Origin of the sequence: Arthrobacter sp. MP_M4 (assembly GCF_035984855.1) — a bacterium.
In the GTDB taxonomy this organism is placed as follows: domain Bacteria; phylum Actinomycetota; class Actinomycetes; order Actinomycetales; family Micrococcaceae; genus Arthrobacter.
This window is the reverse complement of record NZ_JAXCHX010000020.1, coordinates 60,126-77,210: the sequence shown is the minus strand read 5'-3', so window position 1 is coordinate 77,210 and position 17,085 is coordinate 60,126. Positions and strand designations below refer to the sequence as shown.

Genomic DNA, 17,085 nt, shown 5'->3' with positions numbered 1-17,085 from the left:
CCCGCACGGGAAGCGGACTGCTTCAACTCAACCTTCGCGAGCTCAACTTCCTGCCGCATCAACGTCGACATATCCCGGGTCACATCACCCAACAAATCACCCAACGACGACGACTCAGCCTTCGCCTGCGCCGGCGTCGAAGGCAGTTCGCTGCTCATCGACGGCCGCCGTCAAAGGGATCGTCGCGGAGCGGATCCGTAAGCGGGTCGGTCACGACGGGCTCGGTGCCCCAGGCGCCCTGTCCGCTGCGTCCGGCCAACGGTTCGGTCTCGAGGGCACTGGGCGGATAGGTGTCGGCGAAGCCCGCCGTCGTGGTTGCCGGGGCGGGCATCTGGACCGGCGGCGGCGGCACGGCCATGCCGGTGTCCTGAACCCTGATGCCTGTGCCTGCGGTGGCGTTGGCTGCGTCCGGCGCACCAGCGCTGAGGCTGCGGCTGAGCCGGCCAGCGAGAACACCGGCTCCGGCTGCGATCATCAAAAAGGTGCCGGGACGCTGACGGGCAAATGACTTTACCTCGGTCAGCAACGACCCGGGATCGCGGCCCTCGAGCCAGCCGGCGACGGCGGACGACCGCTCGGCGACCTGGCGCACGAGGTCTGCGGCGACGCCGGGCTCCTCGGACGCGTCGGCCATGGTGTGCAGTTCCGTGGATACGGAGCGCAGGCCCTCGGCGACCTTCTGCTGCTGCGTGCCGGCCTGATCCGTCAGGTCCGACTTCGCCTGGTTCAGGAGATCCTTGGCGTTGGTCTTCACCTCGGTCGCGACGTTGGCGGCTTCGGTCTTGGCCGTCGAGGCCACTGACTGGGCTGAATCGGCGGCCTGGCGCTTGACGTCGGCAGCCTCGTCCTTGACGGCGTCAGTCTTGGACGTTCCGTCGGTGGTGTCTTCGGCGGTGTGCCCGCCGTTGGCTGCCCGCGGGAACGTGGTCTCTGCCCGAAGGGGATCCTGCTGCGTGGCGGTGGGATTGCCGAAGCTACCGTCCTGGGGCCATTGGTTCTCTGTCATCTTCGCTCTCTTTTCAAGATCGGCTGCTGATCACGAACCAGCAATATCTGGAGAGACAATAGTAAGCATGATTACTAACAAATAGTAAGTACCCTTTCCATCGTTTTTTGAAACGACAGATTCAGGCTTCGCGCGCATGCGGCACGAAGGGTCCACCCCGGGGAGCGTGGCCCTGCCGGGGTCAAGCTGCGGCGGTGAGGCCCGTTCCGGCCGGTGAACTAGGCTGGAAAGATGAGCGAAACGGTAGGCGACTAGTGGCCAAGCGGGGCAGGGCCGCCGGCCGCAACACCGCCGAGAGGATCGCCGGAGTGGTGGATTTGCCGAAGGGCGGTCGCCCCGAGGGCCCGGTGGAGGGTGTCTACTATATCGACACCGGTGACTGCGAACTGATCGCCGACCAGGACAACTCCACGGGCTGGCTGCTGCGGATCAATGGCGTCATGAGTTCCCACATCGACCTGGCCGATCCGCTGTTCCTCGACTTCGAGTACATGCGCTGGATTGCGGCCCTGGTGGAATCGCGGTGGCCGCGGGAAGCCCGGACCAGGCTGCGGGCTCTGCATCTTGGCGGCGGGGCGTGCTCACTGGCGCGCTATTTCCACGCCGCCTATCCGGAAGCCCGCCAAGTGGTGGTGGAACTCGACGGGAAGCTCGCCGAGTTCGTCCGCGGCTGGTTCGACCTGCCAAAGGCGCCGCTGATGCGCCTGCGGGTGGGGGAGGCCCGCGAGGTCACCGAGAGCCTGACTCCGCAGACCCGGGACCTGATCATCCGGGACGTCTTTGCCGGTTCAGTGACGCCGCGTCCGCTCACCACACGGGAATTCAACGAACACGCGCAGCGCGTCCTGGCGCCCGGCGGGATCTACATAGTGAACTCCGGTGACGCGCCTGACCTCAGGAACGCCCGCGAAGACGCCGCGACCATTGCGGACACCTTCAAGCACACCATGATCATCGCCGACCCGGCCATGCTCAAGGGCCGGCGTTACGGGAACATGATCATGGCCGGCAGTGATCTTCCGTTCGACGGCGACCCCGGACTGGCGCGGCGGCTGCTGGGCGGCGCGGTGCCAGCCCACATCTGGGACGACGCCAAGGTGAGGGCATTCGCCGCCGGTTCCCCGGTGCGGCGCGACCCGGACACGGTGGGCCCGCCGCTGCCGTCGGCTGCTGTCTAGCGGCCGGCCAGCGGCCGGAAAATGCCTGCGGAGCGCGCTAGGAGGCGGGGCCGCCCCGGCCGAGCAGTGCCTTCCGGTGCGCCTTCGTTTGTTCGCGCAGCGCGTGCACCACGGCGGCGACGGCGGGCCGGCGCATGGAGTCGGGCCGGAGCACCATCCAGTACGGCAGCAGTTCGGCAAACTCCTCCGGCAGCAGCCGGACCAGGTCCGGATGCAGGTCCGCCGCGAAACACGGCAGGAATCCGATCCCCGCGCCGGCGCGGGTCGCTTCGACATGAACGAATACGTTGGTGGAACTGAGGCCGTCGCGCATGGTCGGGACAAGCCGGCGCGGGGCATCAAGATCGTCCACCTGAAGCATGGAATCCACGAAGTACACGAGAGAATGTTTGGTCACTTCCTCGACGGTGGTGGGGGTGCCGTACTCGGCGAGGTAGTCCCGGGAAGCGTACATGCCGAGCATGTACTCGCCGAGCCGGGCCGCCGCGGCCCGGTGCACCTGGGGTTCCCCCACCACCACTTCAATGTCCAGTCCTGAGCGCTGCTGGAGTGCCCGGCGGGTCACCGTGATGATCTCGACACTGAGGCCGGGATGGTCCCGGCGCAGCCGTGCCACCGCCGGCGCCGCAATGTAGGCGCTGAAGCCGTCCGTGGCAGTCATCCGGACCACGCCGGTGATCGGGTCCGGGACCCGGCCCGGCAGTTCGAGGGTCCGGATCGCAGCTTCCACGCGCTCCGCCACCTTCACTGCTTCCGCCCCCAGATCCGTCAGCTCCCAGCCGCCGGAGGCACGCGAGAGCACCCGGCCGCCCAGAGCCTTCTCCAGCGCCGCGATCCGCCGCGACACTGTGGTGTGGTTCAGTCCCAGTGACTGCGCCGCCGTCGTGAACTTTGCGGAGCGGGATACTGCCAGGAGCACGAGCAGGTCATCGGGGTTGGCGTTCATATCTGCAATTTTGCACACAAGGGGTGCTGGTTTGACCATTGAATCACCCACTTTGTGCGGCAATACTCAGTAAAGCCGCTCAGCGCTGTGCGTTGCACCTCTTCTGGGCTGTGGAAGACCGCCGAGACGAGGAGTGCAGACATGGAGAGCAGCTTGAACGGGCGCAAGGCCCTGGTGACGGGGGGAGCCGGCGGGATCGGCGCTGCAAGCGTCCGTGCCCTCGCCGCACGGGGTGCCAAGGTGGTCATCGCGGATGTCGATGAGGCCGCCGCAGCGGCCCTCGCCGATGAGGTCGGCGGCACCTCCTGGGCGGTTAACCTGCTGGACGTGGCCGCTCTTGAGGCCCTGAGCCTGGACTGTGACATCCTGGTCAACAACGCGGGCATCCAGCGGATCAGTCCGATCGAGGACTTCGACCCCGCGGATTTCCGCCGCATCCATACCCTGATGCTGGAAGCGCCATTTCTGCTCATCCGCGCCGCCCTGCCCCACATGTATGCGAACAACTACGGCCGGATCGTGAACCTGTCCTCGGTGCACGGACTGCGGGCCTCGCCCTTCAAGAGTGCCTACGTCTCCGCCAAGCATGGCCTGGAGGGCCTGAGCAAGGTCACAGCCCTGGAAGGCGGAGCGCACGGCGTCACATCGAACTGCATCAACCCGGGCTACGTCCGCACGCCTCTCGTCGAATCCCAGATTGCCGACCAGGCCAAGGTGCACGGGATCCCGGAGTCAGAGGTCCTCGCCAAGATCATGCTGACCGAGTCCGCCGTGAAGCGGCTCGTCGAGCCGGAGGAAGTCGCCTCGCTCGTGGCCTGGCTGGCATCCGATGACGCCGGCATGGTCACCGGTGCCAGCTACACGATGGACGGCGGCTGGTCGGCCCGGTAGCCGGCCGGTCCCGGACCGGGTCTTCTCAGTCCGTTGTCTTCTCGTCCTCGTCCGGGATGGCGGGTTCGGTGGACCGGCGGATGTAGTCGTTGACGGCGTCCTCGGGAACCCGGAACGATCGGCCCACCCGGACGGCGGCGATGGCGTGGGCCTTCACCAGCCGGTAGACGGTCATCTTGGAAACCCGCATGGCGGCTGCAACTTCCGCGATAGTCAGGAAATGCGAAGAGACGTTTGCTGAGCTCATATCCTCTGGCCTGTCCACTAGTCGGGGTACCGGAGTTGCCGGAAGTCATAGAACACGACGTCGCCCGGCGCGCCGCCGGCGGTCCGAAGCCCGACATAGGGGGCATCGATAGTTACCACCGTGCCCAGGTGCCGGCCGTTGAATGGATCGTCGCCGACCACCACCTGGCCCGCCCGGAACGGGACCCGCGGTGTTCGTGCCCGGCCCACCCTTTCAGACAGGAAACTGGCCATGCGGCCTCGTTCGCGCTGGACCTGCGCAGAAGCTGAAGACTCCATCGGAACCACTCCCTCGAAAGGCGGGCCCGCCTGATTTCCAGCGCGCCCGGGCCGGTTGCGGATTGGCCCCCCACCGGCTCTCCAGCCGGTCCGCTCCGCCGTGAAGCCACTGTAGCTCCTAAGCGCTTGCGTCACACGAGTAACTTCCACCGCTTACGGACCGGCCACCACTTGGGGCGCAGGGGGTAACTACTTGTTTCCACCTTCTCAGCCGGCGCTCCGCAGGGCGACCGCCATGATGGCGGCGGTCGTGCCGCACCCCCGGTGCCGGACCGGCAATCATTGTCCGGTATTCCAGACGGCAGGCACGGCTCGGGACAGTTCGCCGCCGCCGCCTGGGCGCATGATTAAGTACGGGATACCGGACACCGCGCAGCAGAAGAGGATCCATGCCAAGCACCAGCGTCACCCCGGGGACCACCGAAACGGGACCCCGGGCCGCCCGGGCGAAGGCTGCCTCCAAGGTTCCGGCAGCCGAAAACACCCTGCGCATCCTTAAGCTTCTCGCCTCCAAACGGGGGCCGATGGCGGCCTCGAACATTGCCACGGCGCTGGCGCTGCCGCGCTCCAGCGTCTATCACTTGCTGGGTGTGATGGAGGCCAACGGTTTCGTCCTGCATCTGCACGAAGAGCAGCGCTACGGGCTTGGGATCAGCGCCTTCGAGCTCAGTTCGGCGTATTCGCGGCAGGAGCCGCTGTCACGCCTGGGCAGGCCGTTGCTGGCGGCTCTGGTGGACGTCATCGGCGAGAGCGCGCATCTCGCCGTGTTGCACGGCCGCGACGTTCTCTACATCGTCGAGGAGCGGGCTAAGAACCGCCCCTCGCTGGTGACCGACGTCGGTGTGCGGCTGCCGAGCCACCTCACCGCGAGCGGGCGGGCCATCCTCGCTGCCCTGCCGAAATCGCAGGTCCGGGCCCTTTACCCCAACGCCGCAGCGTTCACAGCCCGGCACCAGACCGAGTCGCCCATTCTGAAGTACTCGGCGCTGTCCACCCACCTGGACCAGGTCCGGCTGCGCGGCTATGCCACCGAACACGGGGAGGTCACGCCGGGCTTTGGCTCGATCGCAGCCGCCGTCACAGACCACGTGGGCTGGCCCACCGCCGCTGTAGCGGTGACCTTCCTCGAAGACAAGTTGCCGCCCCAGGAGTGGCCGGCCCTCGCCGCCCGGGTGCGGAAGGCCGCGGACGAACTGTCCGTCAGGATCCACGGCCGGCCCTCCGCCTGAACGTTCCTCCCGCCGGCCCGTTGCGCTATCACTTACGGTTCCTATCCACGCGTTTTAAGGACCGGGAGTGATAGCGCAACGTACGGTGACGTCGTCCAGCGTCGGGGTCTGGAATCCCGGACAGAGCCCGCCCGCACCCACTGTTTCCGGGGCCGGGCACAGGCTTTAGTTGATACAGAACCCCCTACCCGAGAACTATCAAGACAACGAGGAGTCCTCATGGCACCCGCCGATTTCACCACCGGTGCCCGCCCGGTCAAAGCCGCCCGCGGCACCGAGCTCACCGCCAAGAGCTGGCAAACCGAAGCGCCGCTGCGCATGCTGATGAACAACCTCGACCCCGAGGTCGCGGAGCGCCCGGATGACCTGGTGGTCTACGGCGGCACCGGCCGCGCCGTCCGTTCCTGGGCTGCATTCGACGCGATCACCCGCACCCTGGAGACACTGGAAAAGGACGAGACACTGCTGGTCCAATCCGGCAAGCCCGTCGGAGTCTTCCGCACCAATGAGTGGGCCCCGCGCGTGTTGCTGGCCAACTCCAACCTCGTCGGCGACTGGGCGACGTGGCCTGAATTCCGTCGGCTCGAGGCCGAGGGCCTGATGATGTACGGGCAGATGACGGCCGGGTCCTGGATCTACATCGGCACCCAGGGCATCCTGCAGGGCACCTTCGAAACGTTCGCCGCGATTGCCCGCAAGCTCACCGGCGACGACGAGGGTACCCTCGCCGGTACCCTCACGCTCACCGGCGGCTGCGGGGGAATGGGCGGTGCGCAGCCGCTCGCCGTGACGCTCAATGACGGCGCCTGCCTGATTGTTGACGTCGACGAAAGCCATTTGCGCCGCCGGGCCGGAAAGCGCTACCTCGATGAGGTGGAAACCGACCTCGACGCCGCCATCGCCAAGGTCATGGCGGCCAAGGCCGAGCGCCGCGGCTGGTCCGTGGGCTACGTCGGCAACGCTGCCGAGGTCTTCCCGGAGCTCCTGCGCCGCCACAACGCCGGCGAGCTCACGGTCGACATCGTCACGGACCAGACGTCCGCGCACGACCCCCTGAGCTACCTCCCCGAAGGCATCACGGTCGAGGAATGGCACCGCGAGGCCGCAGCTGACCCGGAGGGCTTCACCAAGAAGGCCCAGGCCTCCATGGCCAGGCATGTGGCGGCCATGGTCGAGTTCCAGGACGCCGGTGCTGAAGTGTTCGACTACGGCAACTCCATCCGCGATGAAGCCCGCAAGGGCGGCTACAACCGCGCCTTCGAATTCCCCGGCTTCGTCCCGGCCTACATCCGCCCGCTGTTCTGCGAGGGCATGGGCCCGTTCCGCTGGGTGGCACTCTCCGGTGACCCGGAGGACATTGCCGTCACGGACGCGGCCATTAAAGACCTCTTCCCGGAGAACAAGCACCTGCACCGCTGGATCGACGCCGCCGCCGAGCGCGTCGAGTTCGAGGGCCTGCCGGCCCGCATCTGCTGGCTGGGCTACGGCGACCGCGCCAAGGCCGGGCTGCTGTTCAACTCACTCGTCAAGGAGGGCAAGGTCAAGGCGCCCATTGTGATCGGCCGCGACCACCTCGACTCCGGCTCCGTGGCGTCCCCGTACCGCGAGACCGAAGCCATGGCCGACGGCTCCGACGCCGTCGCCGACTGGCCGCTGCTCAACGCCCTGCTCAACACCGCCTCCGGCGCCACCTGGGTCTCCATCCACCACGGCGGCGGCGTCGGCATCGGCCGCTCCATCCACGCCGGCCAGGTCTCGGTGGCCGACGGAACCGACCTCGCCGCGCAGAAGCTCGAACGCCTGCTCACCAATGACCCCGGCATGGGCGTCATCCGCCACGTCGACGCCGGTTACGACCGCGCCGTCGACGTCGCCAAGGAACGCGGCGTCCGCATCCCCATGTTGGAGTCCGACAACTCCGCACAAGCACAGAAGTAGGAACCATGGCTGTCCCCACGAACTCCCTGACCTCGCAACTCCCCGCCGGCTCCCAGCCTTCGCAAGCCCAGGCCGGCTCCCTCGCCGGCCGGGACCCACGGCCAGGAAACCCTGTCGGCGTGGCTCCCACCCACTCATCACTTACCGTCACCCTCGGATCCAGCGGCGTAACCGCGGAGGACGTCGTCGCCGTCGCCCGCCACGACGCCCGGGTGGCCATTGCCCCGGACGCGCTGGCGGCCGTGGCCAAGGTCCGCGCCCACATCGACAGCCTTGCCTCCAGCGATGTGCCGGCCTACGGCATCTCCACCGGATTCGGAGCCCTGGCCAACCGGCACATTCCGAACGAACTGCGCACCCAGCTGCAGAAGTCACTGATTCGCAGCCATGCCGCGGGCATGGGCCCCGCCGTGGAGCGCGAGGTGGTCCGCGGCATCATGTTCCTGCGCGCCAAGACGCTCGCCTCCGGGCGGACCGGCGTCCGCCCCGTGGTGCTCCAGACCATGGTGGATGTGCTCAATGCCGGCATCACCCCGGTGGTCCGCGAATTCGGCTCCCTCGGCTGCTCGGGTGACCTCGCACCGCTGTCCCACTGCGCCCTGGTCCTGATGGGCGAAGGCGAAGCCACCGGCCCGGACGGGAAACTGTACGGCGCCAAGGGCGGGCGGCCGGTCGCTGAACTCCTCGCCGAGCACGGGATCGAGCCTGTCATCCTGGCCGAAAAAGAGGGCCTGGCCCTGGTCAACGGCACCGAGGGCATGCTGGGCATGCTGCTGATGGCCATTGCGGACCTCCGGCAGCTGCTCACGACGGCGGACATCACCGCCGCGCTCAGCGTCGAGGCGCTGCTCGGCACGGATCAGGTGTTCCTGCCTGAGCTGCACGCGGCCCTCCGGCCGCACCCGGGCCAGGCCGCCGCCGCGGACAACATGCTCCGCGTCCTGTCCAACTCCCCGATCGTGGCCTCGCATCGGATCAACGACACCAAGGTCCAGGACGCCTACTCGCTGCGGTGCGCACCCCAGGTGGCCGGCGCCGTCCGCGACACCGTGGACCACGCAGCCCTGGTCGCCTCCCGGGAGCTGGCCGCCGCGATCGACAACCCCGTGGTCCTGCCGGACGGCCGCGTCAGCTCCAACGGCAACTTCCACGGCGCCCCCGTGGCCTACGTGCTGGACTTCCTGGCCATCGCCGTCGCCGACCTAAGTTCCATTGCCGAACGCCGGACCGACCGGATGCTGGATCCGGCCCGCTCGCATGGACTGCCGGCGTTCCTGGCCGCGGATCCCGGCGTCGACTCCGGGCTGATGATTGCCCAGTACACCCAGGCCGGGCTGGTCTCGGACAACAAGCGGCTGGCCGTCCCGGCGTCGGTGGATTCGATCCCGAGCTCCGCGATGCAGGAGGACCACGTGTCGATGGGCTGGCACGCGGCCCGCAAGCTCCGCCGCGGCGTGGAGAACCTGCGCCGGGTTCTTGCGATCGAACTCGTGACGTCGGCACGTGCACTGGACATCCGGACACAGCTTTCCGGCGGCGAACTCACGCCGGGACCAGCGGGGACCGCCGTGGTCGCCGCCCTGCGCGAGGTGGTCGAGGGCCCGGGCACAGACCGGTTCCTCTCGCCTGAGCTGGAAGCGGCGGACCTTCTGGTTGCCTCGGGCAAGGTGCGGGCGGCGGCCGAATCCGCCGTCGGAAATCTCGCCTGAGGGAAAAGAATCTGCGGCGGGAGCGGCGATTTGCCGCTGCCACCGAAATAGTGCCCGCACCGCGGGCAGGGTCCTGCGAAGTGTAGTAGGAATGAAGAATCACACCAATGACGTTGTGAGAAAGAACATATACAAAGGGGTAGAAGTTCATGAAAGCACGCGGGACGGTCCTGTCCAAGCGCACGGCGTCGGCCAACATCGTCTTCGACTGGCGGGGCCTCGCGGCCGGTGACCGGGTCGAAATCCTCAAGCACGCCCAGGTTTTGGCGGCCGGTTCGGTCGAGGAGGTTTCAAGCAGCGGCAATGTTCTCTGGCTCGTCCCGGCGGACCCGTCGGTTCCACCAGCACCCGCCGAGACCCGGCTGTTCCTGAAATCCGACGGGGTGGAGGTGCGGCGCAGCTAGCCGCAATCGGTATTGGCGCAGTACGCGCGTATCTTGGTGAGGGGGCGCCGTTCCACAGGGACGGCGCTCCTGTCATCCCCGGGCATCCGGGCTTAACCAGGAGGATTACGCCGTGTTTGAGGCCCCCAGCATCATCTTTACGGTGGCCGGCCTGGCCGTTTTTGCGGCCGCGCTTCTGCCCAAGCTGCTGAACAAAGCGCCGCTGTCCATGCCGATGGTGTTTCTGGGCGCCGGAATGTTGGCCTTCACGTTCATGCCGGAACTGCCGAACCCGGATCCCCTGCAGCACCGGGAGTTCACCGCCCATCTGACGGAAATCTGCGTCATCATCTCGCTGATGGGAGCCGGCCTCGCACTGGACCGCCCCGTGAGCAAACGCGGCTGGTCCACCACCTGGCGGATGCTTGGCATTGCCATGCCGCTCTGCATTGTTGGCCTCACCCTGCTGGGACTCGGGGTGCTGGGCCTCGGGCTTGGAGCCGCGCTGCTGGTCGCGGCGGCGCTCGCGCCGACCGACCCTGTGCTGGCCTCGGAGGTCCAAGTGGGCGAACCCGCCGACGACGAGGAGGAATCCGCCCGCGGCGAGGACGAGATCCGCTTCGGCCTCACCTCCGAGGCAGGCCTGAATGACGGACTGGCGTTCCCGTTTGTGTATCTGGCCATCGCCATCAGCCTGGTGGGCCCGTCGCCGTCGGAGTGGTTTGTTTCCTGGTTTGCCACCGACGTCCTTTGGCGGATCGGCATGGGGCTGTTCCTCGGCTGGCTCGCCGGAAAGGCGTTGAGCCTGCTGTTCTTCTCCGCCCGCGACAGCATCCGGCTGTCCAACCACTCCGAGGGCTTCGTGGCGCTCGCGGCGACCTTCCTGGCCTACGGCGTGACGGAGATGCTCTCAGGTTACGGATTCGTCGCCGTCTTTGTTTGTGCGGTGACCATTCGGGCCGCCGAACGGACGCATGGATTCCACCGCGTGATGCACTCCTACGTGGAACAGATCGAACGGCTGCTCACAGTGGTCATCCTGGTGCTTCTGGGCGGCGCGATAGCCCGGGGTCTGCTGGCCGGCATCGGCTGGGTAGAGATCCTGGTGGCGCTGGCGTTCCTGCTCGTGGTCCGTCCACTCGCCGGGTGGATCGGCCTGGCGCGGGGAAAGACGGGGCCCCGGGAACGGATTGCCATTGCTTTCTTCGGCATCCGCGGAATCGGCTCGCTCTATTACCTCGCCTACGCGCTGGGCAAGGGCGACTTCGACGCCCAGGCCCAGCAACTGTGGGCGTTCATCGGCCTGGTGGTGGCCATGTCCATCGTGCTGCACGGCGCCACTACGGCGCCGGTCATGAACCGGCTCGACCGGCTCCGTGAAAAGCGGGCCGTGCAGCAGCATGGCGACGACGGCAAGGCGCAGGTCACGCCCATCTGAACGGCCCGCCGGCTACCCCAGCAGCGTGGTGATCAACCGTGCGGCCACCTTGGCCGTACGGTTGTCCACGTCGAATTCGGGGTTCAGCTCGGCGACGTCAAGATGGAGGAGTTTCCCGCTGGCGGCCACCTGACGGCACACTGCGTTAATGACCGGCAGCGGCACTCCGTACGCTGCCGGCGCGCTCACGCCGGGCGCCACCGAGGCCGGCAGCACGTCCAGATCAATCGTCAAATACACGGCGTCCACCTGAGCCAGGAACGCCGCCACGAACACGTGCGTGGCCTCGGCTGAGCAGTCCTCATCCAGCAGGAAACCGACCCGCAGCTCTTCCGCGGTCCGGAAGAGTGCCCTGGTGTTGTTCGGTTCGGAAATCCCGACGACGGCATACTTCAGTTCGCGGCCCGCGGCGGCTTCGGCCCGGGCCATTTGGAGGAACGGAGTGCCGGAACTCGGCACTGCCTCGTCCCGGAGGTCGAAGTGGGCGTCCAGGTTCAGGACACCCACGCGCTGTCCCTGCCGCACCGCCGCCGAGCGTGCCACGCCCAGGTAGCTCGCGAAAGCGGTCTCGTGCCCGCCGCCCAGCACCACGGGAAGCTGCCCGGCGTCGAGCAGGCCGGTGATGGCGAGTCCGGCACGCGACTGCCCCGCCTCCAGGGCATCGCCGGCCACGGTGACGTCGCCGGCGTCGTGCACCTCCCGGCCCAAGTGGAAGGCAAGCGGCGCGAGTGCGGCGCGGATCGCGGCGGGGGCAGCGGCCGCACCGGTGCGGCCCTTATTCCGGCGGACCCCGGCGTCGCTGCCGAAGCCCAGGAGTACCGCGGGGCGCGGTGCGGCGGCCGGGGCCGGATCGCGGCGCGGGGCGTACGGCGTCACGGCCTGCCACCAGCGGCGGTGCTGGGGGCCGTCGCCGTCGAACCGTCCGGTCCAGGGCTGCGGCGGGGCGTCGACGGCGGGTGCAGGAGAAACCATGCCCCAAGCTCACCGCAGGCAGGGCAGGAAAACCAGCCGCGCCGCCGTCGTGCTGTCCGAAATCCCGGAACCTGCCGTTAAACGCCGCCGAGTTGGCCTTTCACGGCAATGCCTATCGAAAACAGTGCCGTGAAAGGCCAACTCGACGGGGCGGGCGGGGAGGCTGCGGAGTTAGTGCAGTCCCAGCGCGGCCTCGATCGGGCCGATCCCGAAGAACAGCAGGAACGCGGCGGCCACGGCCCACATCAGCGGGTGGACCTCGCGGGCGCGGCCCTGAAAGGTGCGGATCAGGACGAAGGAGATGAAGCCCGCGCCGAGGCCGTTGGCGATCGAGTAGGTGAACGGCATCAGGGTAAAGGTCAGGAATGCCGGAATCGCGATGCCCCAGTCCTGCCAGTCAATCTTGCCCACCTGGGACACCATCATGAAGCCGACGACCACCAGCGCCGGGGCCACGGCCTCGAACGGTACGAGGTTGATGAGCGGGGTAAAGAACATGGCGACGAGGAACAGCAGTCCGGTGACGATCGAGGCCAGACCGGTCCGGGCACCTTCGCCGATGCCGGCGCCGGATTCAACGTAGATCTGGTTCGAGGAGACCGAGGCGCCGCCGCCGATGATCGCGCCCAGCGCGTCCACCTGCAGGACCCGGTCCACGTTGGGGATGTTGCCGTCCTTGTCGATGGTGCCGGCCTCGGTGGCCAGGCCAACCATGGTGCCCATGGCATCGAAGAAGATGCTCAGCAGGATCACGAACGCCAGCAGGGTCGCCGCGACGAAGCCGAGGTGCTCGAAGGCGCCGAACGGGTTGGCCTTGCCGATCAGGGACAGGTCCGGGGCTGCCCATTCAGTGAACTTCGGCGCCACGAGGGACCAGCCCTGGGGGTTGGAGGTCTTGCCGTCGAAGCTGGGGCCGATGTGCAGGGTGAATTCCAGCATCACGGCCAGGATGGTCGAGGCGATGATGCCGATCAGAATCGCGCCTTTGACCTTGCGGACCACGAGGGCGATGGTGAGGATCAGGCCGAAAACGAAGACCAGCGTGGGCCAGCCCAGCAGCTTGCCGTCAAAGCCCAGCCCCACCGGAACGGTGGTGCCGGCGACGTCCGGGATGCGGCGCACGAAGCCGGCATTGACCAGGCCGATCAGGGCGATGAACAGGCCGATGCCCACCACAATGGCAGTCTTCAGGCCTTCCGGAACCGCCTTGAAGACAGCCGTCCGGAAACCGGTGAGCACCAGGATCAGCATGGTGACGCCTGAGAGCACCACCAGCCCCATCATGTCCGGCCACGTCAGTCCCGGGTTGGTGGCCACTGTGACGGCGACGAAGGCGTTGACGCCGAGGCCGGTCGCCAGCGCGAAGGGGTGCTTGGCCCACGCGCCCATCAGGATGGTCAGGATGCCGGCAGCGAAGGCCGTGACGGCCGCGACGGCGGGGAAGCCGAGGGTTGCACCGGAGGAATCGGGGCCCGAGAGGATCAGCGGGTTCAGCACCACGATGTAGCTCATCGCGAAGAACGTGGCGAAGCCGCCACGGATCTCCCGCGAGAAGTCAGACCCCCGCTCGGATATTTTGAAGTACCGGTCGAGTGCAGAGCCCTGCTTGAGCATTAGTCCTCCGGGGGATGGGGATGGTTACTTGAATCCTATTAGGCGTGCGAGCAGCGTCCGGCCGATTTCGCCTAGTCTGTAAGGAAGCCAACACTTAGGAGCAGCACTTCATGCGCCTCATCCGTCTGTTCGTGAGTGCCTTGCTGGGCGCTGCGATCTTCTCCGCCACCCTTCTGGGAGCCATTGCGCCGGCTTCGGCCCACGACGCCGCCGAGTCCACCAGCCCGGTCTCGGGCGCCACAGTGGCCACGCCGCCGGAGAAGGTCTCTGTCACCTTTAACAACAAACCGCTCGGATTGGGTTCGCAGATTGCCGTGAACCACACGGACGGCGCCAACTGGGCCGACGGCGGCGTGGAGATCGTGGACAACGTCGCCTCGCAGAAGCTCAAGCCCGGCGCCCCGGCCGGGCTCTATACGGTCGGGTGGCGGGTGGCCAGCTCCGATGGCCACCCCATCGAAGGCACGTTCACGTTCACTGCCACCGCCGGAGCGGCAGGCTCGACGGCGGCGGCCGCGGTTCCCACGATGGGCACCGCCCAGCCGGGAACGACGCCGGCGCCGTCGACGCCGGCCAGCTCAGCGGAACCGTTCCCCTGGAGCCTCGTGATTTTCGTCGGAACGGCGATCGGCATCGTGGTCGCTCTGGGCCTGATGGCCAAGAGCCGGCTCAAGACCGATTCCGGCAAAGACGCCGCCAGCTGAGCGGAAGCAGCGCGGGGCACCTGCGGTGCGGGCGCCTTAGGCGGGGGCTGCCAGGGAGAAGCCGCCTGGCCCTGTGGCGGGAACGCCGTCCGGATGGACCTTGGCGGAGATCGCCTGGCCCACCACCTTCGCCTGGCGCAGCACTTCTTTCGGCGTCGGCGTGATGAGCTCCCCCACTCCCACGAGGTACATCCCGAGCTCGTGCATGGCGGACATCAGGCTTTGCCCCGCGGCCACACCGAGCTCGGAGAGCATCCGGCGCAGCTGGCTGTGGGCGCAGCGCGTCAGCACCAGGTGGTCCGCGAGCAGGATGCCGCCGGGAGTGCGCACGGCCCACGGCTGGGTGTACCCGGTGGCGCCGGCGTCCACGTGATCCAGCTGCAGGGCGCGGATGTTGGTCCGGACGTCCAGCTTGTGGTTGGTGGCGTAGTTCCGCAAGTGGCGGAGGATTTCGTTGCGTTCCCGCAGGCTTCCGGCGTCAGCCGCATCGCAGCGCTGCAGGGAGGAGGTGTTGGCCGGATGGCCGGCGCCCAGCAGATCCAGCCCGTCCACGATGATCGAGTCAACCCCGCGCCGTTGAAGCTCGCTGGCCACCGCAAGTCCGGACAGGCCGGTGCCGATGACGACGGCTGTGGTCCGTTCGATGTTCCCGGACATTGGCATGCTCAACACAGCAGGGTCCTTCCTCGAATGGTGCCACTTGCGGGAACAACGCCCCGGCGCGGTCCGCCGCCCGCCCGGAACGCCGAGACTTCAGCCGGCGTTCTGAAAGACGAGTCTCGGTTCAGCAACGCCTCGAAGACTACCTAAGATTTGGCGCCTTGGATAGGGCGGGCGAAACGAGGGCCGGACCCGGGAATTCCGCGGTTTTCGGGGCTGACCGGCGGTCAGCCCAGGCAGAGGCACAAGGGATGGCCGGCCGGGTCAAGGAAGACCCGGAAGGTAGTTCCGGGCTGGTGTTCGTGTTTCGTCGCGCCGAGTTCGAGCACGGCTGCCTCGGCGGCGTCGAGGTCGTCAACCACCACGTCGAGGTGCATCTGCTGCGGTACATCCTGGCCGGGCCACTGCGGCGGCGTGAACGGCTCGACCTTCTGGAAACTCAACGAATCCCCGTAATCGGCGCGCACGGAGCACCAGTCGTCGTCGCTTTGCTCGACCTTCCAGCCGAGCAGGGCGCCATAGAACTCTGCCAGCGTCCTGGGGTCGGGACAATCGAGGACGACGACGGGGAAGCGTGCGATAGCCATGGCCACACTCTAGGACCATCTCCCGCGAACCGCACCCGTTCGGTAGCCCGGAATCAGCCGCTTGCCAGTTGCCGGTTAACCGAGAATAGTGAGGAGAACCAGGGGTCCAGCCCGCAGAATCTTCGGGCGGACCGCCCTTGGACGCCGTACGCGGGCACGTCTGGCAGAATAGCCGCAACATCAGGCAAGAATCGCGAGGAGGCGGACCCCATGGGCCGAGAACAGGTGCATCCGGATCCGGCAGGGGATTCCCCCGATGGGTCCGGGGCTTCCGGCGGGATCGTGGTGGGCGTCGACGGTTCGGACCACAGCAAGTGCGCGTTGGTGTGGGCGGCCCGTGAAGCAGAGCGCCGGAACCGCCCGCTCCACATCGTCACCGCCTACTCTGTTCCGATCTTCGCCGCGTCGGGGCTCGACGGCGGGTACGCGACGGTTGATGACTCGGTCATCCGCGAAGGTGCGGAGGCCATCCTGAAGCAGGCCGTCGACAAGGTGGCCGGCTACCTGATCGACGTCGACGCAACCGTCGAAAACGGCGACGCCTCCGGTGTCCTGCTGGAGATGTCCGAAACCGCCGAGCTGCTCGTCTTCGGCACCCGCGGCCGGGGCGGCTTTGTGGGCCGGCTGCTCGGCTCCGTGAGCAGCGCCCTCCCCGCACACGCTAAATGTCCCACAGTCACTGTGCCCCTGATCTGCGCGGACCGTCTGGGCGAAATCACCGACGACAAGCGCATCCTCGCGGAACGGGCCAAGTCCGGACACGTCCCGGTCGAAAATGTTGTGGTGGTGGGCGTCGATGGCTCGGAACAGGCCCGCGTGGCCGTGCTGGAGGCGGCGGCGCAGGCCGAACGGCTGTCTGCCCCGCTGCGGGTGGTCTGCGCTGTCCCGCAGTACAACGGCTCGCTGGCGTGGGTGCCTGCGCCGATGGACCGTGAGGCGCTCTTCGCCGACATCAGGACCCAGCTCGACGCCGGGACCGCCTGGATCAGAAGCCACTTCCCCCACCTCACCGTAGAGAACCAGCTGGTGGACGGCTCACCGGTGGAAATTCTCGTCGAAGCCAGCCGGCACGTGGAACTGGTGGTGGTTGGCACCCGCGGCCGCGGCGGTTTCGCCGGGATGCTGCTCGGGTCCACCTCCGACGGGATTCTGCACCATTCGAAGGGCCCGGTCATGGTGGTCCCGGACCGGGATGACCCCCGGCTTGCTGACCGGGTGAACTTCGGAGCTGTGCCCGGGAATTTGTAGCCCGGACCGGGCCCCTGGGCCCAGACGGAAACCGAAGGCTTAGACGCTGAGGGGAGG

18 protein-coding genes are annotated in these 17,085 nt (G+C 67.5%); 9 read left to right on the top strand and 9 right to left on the bottom strand.

All coding sequences use genetic code 11. The annotated features are described in order from the left end of the window. Both RCH15_RS14180 and RCH15_RS14175 read right to left on the bottom strand, forming a co-directional pair. Window positions 1–158 (bottom strand): phage holin family protein (locus RCH15_RS14180; protein WP_326961311.1); only part of this gene is annotated, 158 nt, incomplete at its 3' end. After that, window positions 155–1,006: a hypothetical protein gene (locus RCH15_RS14175; RefSeq protein WP_326961307.1), complete on the bottom strand. Its 852-nt coding sequence runs from the start codon at window positions 1,004–1,006 to the stop codon at window positions 155–157. The genes RCH15_RS14175 and RCH15_RS14180, both read right to left, overlap by 4 nt. A gap of 254 nt (window positions 1,007–1,260) precedes the next feature. Here RCH15_RS14175 and RCH15_RS14170 point away from each other — a divergent pair, with 254 nt between their 5' ends. Then, window positions 1,261–2,184: a spermidine synthase gene (locus RCH15_RS14170; RefSeq protein WP_326961306.1), complete on the top strand. Its 924-nt coding sequence runs from the start codon at window positions 1,261–1,263 to the stop codon at window positions 2,182–2,184. 37 nt (window positions 2,185–2,221) lie between these two features. On the opposite strand, the gene RCH15_RS14165 is transcribed toward RCH15_RS14170, so the two are convergent. Continuing rightward, window positions 2,222–3,130 carry a LysR family transcriptional regulator gene (locus RCH15_RS14165; protein WP_326961305.1) on the bottom strand — a complete coding sequence of 303 codons (909 nt, stop codon included), beginning with the start codon at window positions 3,128–3,130 and terminating at the stop codon, window positions 2,222–2,224. 141 nt (window positions 3,131–3,271) lie between these two features. On the opposite strand from RCH15_RS14165, the gene RCH15_RS14160 reads away from it, so the two are divergent. Next, entirely contained in the window at window positions 3,272–4,021 is a 750-nt protein-coding gene (locus tag RCH15_RS14160; protein WP_326961304.1) for a 3-hydroxybutyrate dehydrogenase, read from the top strand. Between the two features lie 25 nt (window positions 4,022–4,046). Here the strand turns inward: RCH15_RS14160 and RCH15_RS14155 are convergent, their stop codons facing one another. After that, window positions 4,047–4,268 (bottom strand): helix-turn-helix domain-containing protein, encoded by a 222-nt coding sequence (locus RCH15_RS14155; RefSeq protein WP_326961303.1) that lies wholly within the window; start codon window positions 4,266–4,268, stop codon window positions 4,047–4,049. Between the two features lie 17 nt (window positions 4,269–4,285). Beyond that, entirely contained in the window at window positions 4,286–4,546 is a 261-nt protein-coding gene (locus RCH15_RS14150; RefSeq protein WP_326961302.1) for a hypothetical protein, read from the bottom strand. 389 nt (window positions 4,547–4,935) lie between these two features. Here RCH15_RS14150 and RCH15_RS14145 point away from each other — a divergent pair, with 389 nt between their 5' ends. The 5 genes from RCH15_RS14145 (at window position 4,936) to RCH15_RS14125 (ending at window position 11,243) form a co-directional block, all read left to right on the top strand. Further along, complete coding sequence (locus tag RCH15_RS14145) at window positions 4,936–5,775, top strand: IclR family transcriptional regulator (protein WP_326961301.1); 840 nt, start codon at window positions 4,936–4,938, stop codon at window positions 5,773–5,775. A 219-nt stretch (window positions 5,776–5,994) separates the two neighbouring features. After that, on the top strand, window positions 5,995–7,713 hold the full coding sequence (hutU, locus tag RCH15_RS14140; protein WP_326961300.1) for a urocanate hydratase: 1,719 nt from the start codon (window positions 5,995–5,997) through the stop codon (window positions 7,711–7,713). Window positions 7,714–7,718: 5 nt separating this feature from the next. Further along, a complete protein-coding gene (gene hutH, locus RCH15_RS14135; protein WP_326961299.1) occupies window positions 7,719–9,422 on the top strand; it encodes a histidine ammonia-lyase in 1,704 nt (567 codons plus the stop codon). A gap of 149 nt (window positions 9,423–9,571) precedes the next feature. After that, window positions 9,572–9,826: a hypothetical protein gene (locus RCH15_RS14130; protein ID WP_326961298.1), complete on the top strand. Its 255-nt coding sequence runs from the start codon at window positions 9,572–9,574 to the stop codon at window positions 9,824–9,826. A 112-nt stretch (window positions 9,827–9,938) separates the two neighbouring features. Continuing rightward, window positions 9,939–11,243, top strand: coding sequence for a cation:proton antiporter (locus tag RCH15_RS14125; RefSeq protein WP_326961297.1), 1,305 nt, complete (start codon window positions 9,939–9,941; stop codon window positions 11,241–11,243). A 12-nt stretch (window positions 11,244–11,255) separates the two neighbouring features. Here RCH15_RS14125 and hutG read toward each other — a convergent pair whose 3' ends face one another. Then, a complete protein-coding gene (gene hutG / locus RCH15_RS14120; RefSeq protein ID WP_326961296.1) occupies window positions 11,256–12,215 on the bottom strand; it encodes a formimidoylglutamase in 960 nt (319 codons plus the stop codon). A 171-nt stretch (window positions 12,216–12,386) separates the two neighbouring features. Beyond that, window positions 12,387–13,829: an NCS2 family permease gene (locus RCH15_RS14115; protein ID WP_326961295.1), complete on the bottom strand. Its 1,443-nt coding sequence runs from the start codon at window positions 13,827–13,829 to the stop codon at window positions 12,387–12,389. Between the two features lie 110 nt (window positions 13,830–13,939). On the opposite strand from RCH15_RS14115, the gene RCH15_RS14110 reads away from it, so the two are divergent. Continuing rightward, complete coding sequence (locus tag RCH15_RS14110) at window positions 13,940–14,533, top strand: copper resistance CopC family protein (protein WP_326961294.1); 594 nt, start codon at window positions 13,940–13,942, stop codon at window positions 14,531–14,533. Window positions 14,534–14,569: 36 nt separating this feature from the next. On the opposite strand, the gene RCH15_RS14105 is transcribed toward RCH15_RS14110, so the two are convergent. After that, window positions 14,570–15,196, bottom strand: a complete 627-nt coding sequence (locus RCH15_RS14105) for an FAD-binding protein (RefSeq protein WP_326961310.1) — start codon at window positions 15,194–15,196, stop codon at window positions 14,570–14,572. A gap of 224 nt (window positions 15,197–15,420) precedes the next feature. Continuing rightward, the gene (locus RCH15_RS14100) at window positions 15,421–15,780 is read right to left on the bottom strand and encodes a VOC family protein (protein ID WP_326961293.1); all 360 of its coding nucleotides are present in this window, start codon (window positions 15,778–15,780) and stop codon (window positions 15,421–15,423) included. Window positions 15,781–15,990: 210 nt separating this feature from the next. Here RCH15_RS14100 and RCH15_RS14095 point away from each other — a divergent pair, with 210 nt between their 5' ends. After that, on the top strand, window positions 15,991–17,028 hold the full coding sequence (locus tag RCH15_RS14095) for a universal stress protein (protein ID WP_326961292.1): 1,038 nt from the start codon (window positions 15,991–15,993) through the stop codon (window positions 17,026–17,028). Window positions 17,029–17,085 lie beyond the last annotated feature (57 nt).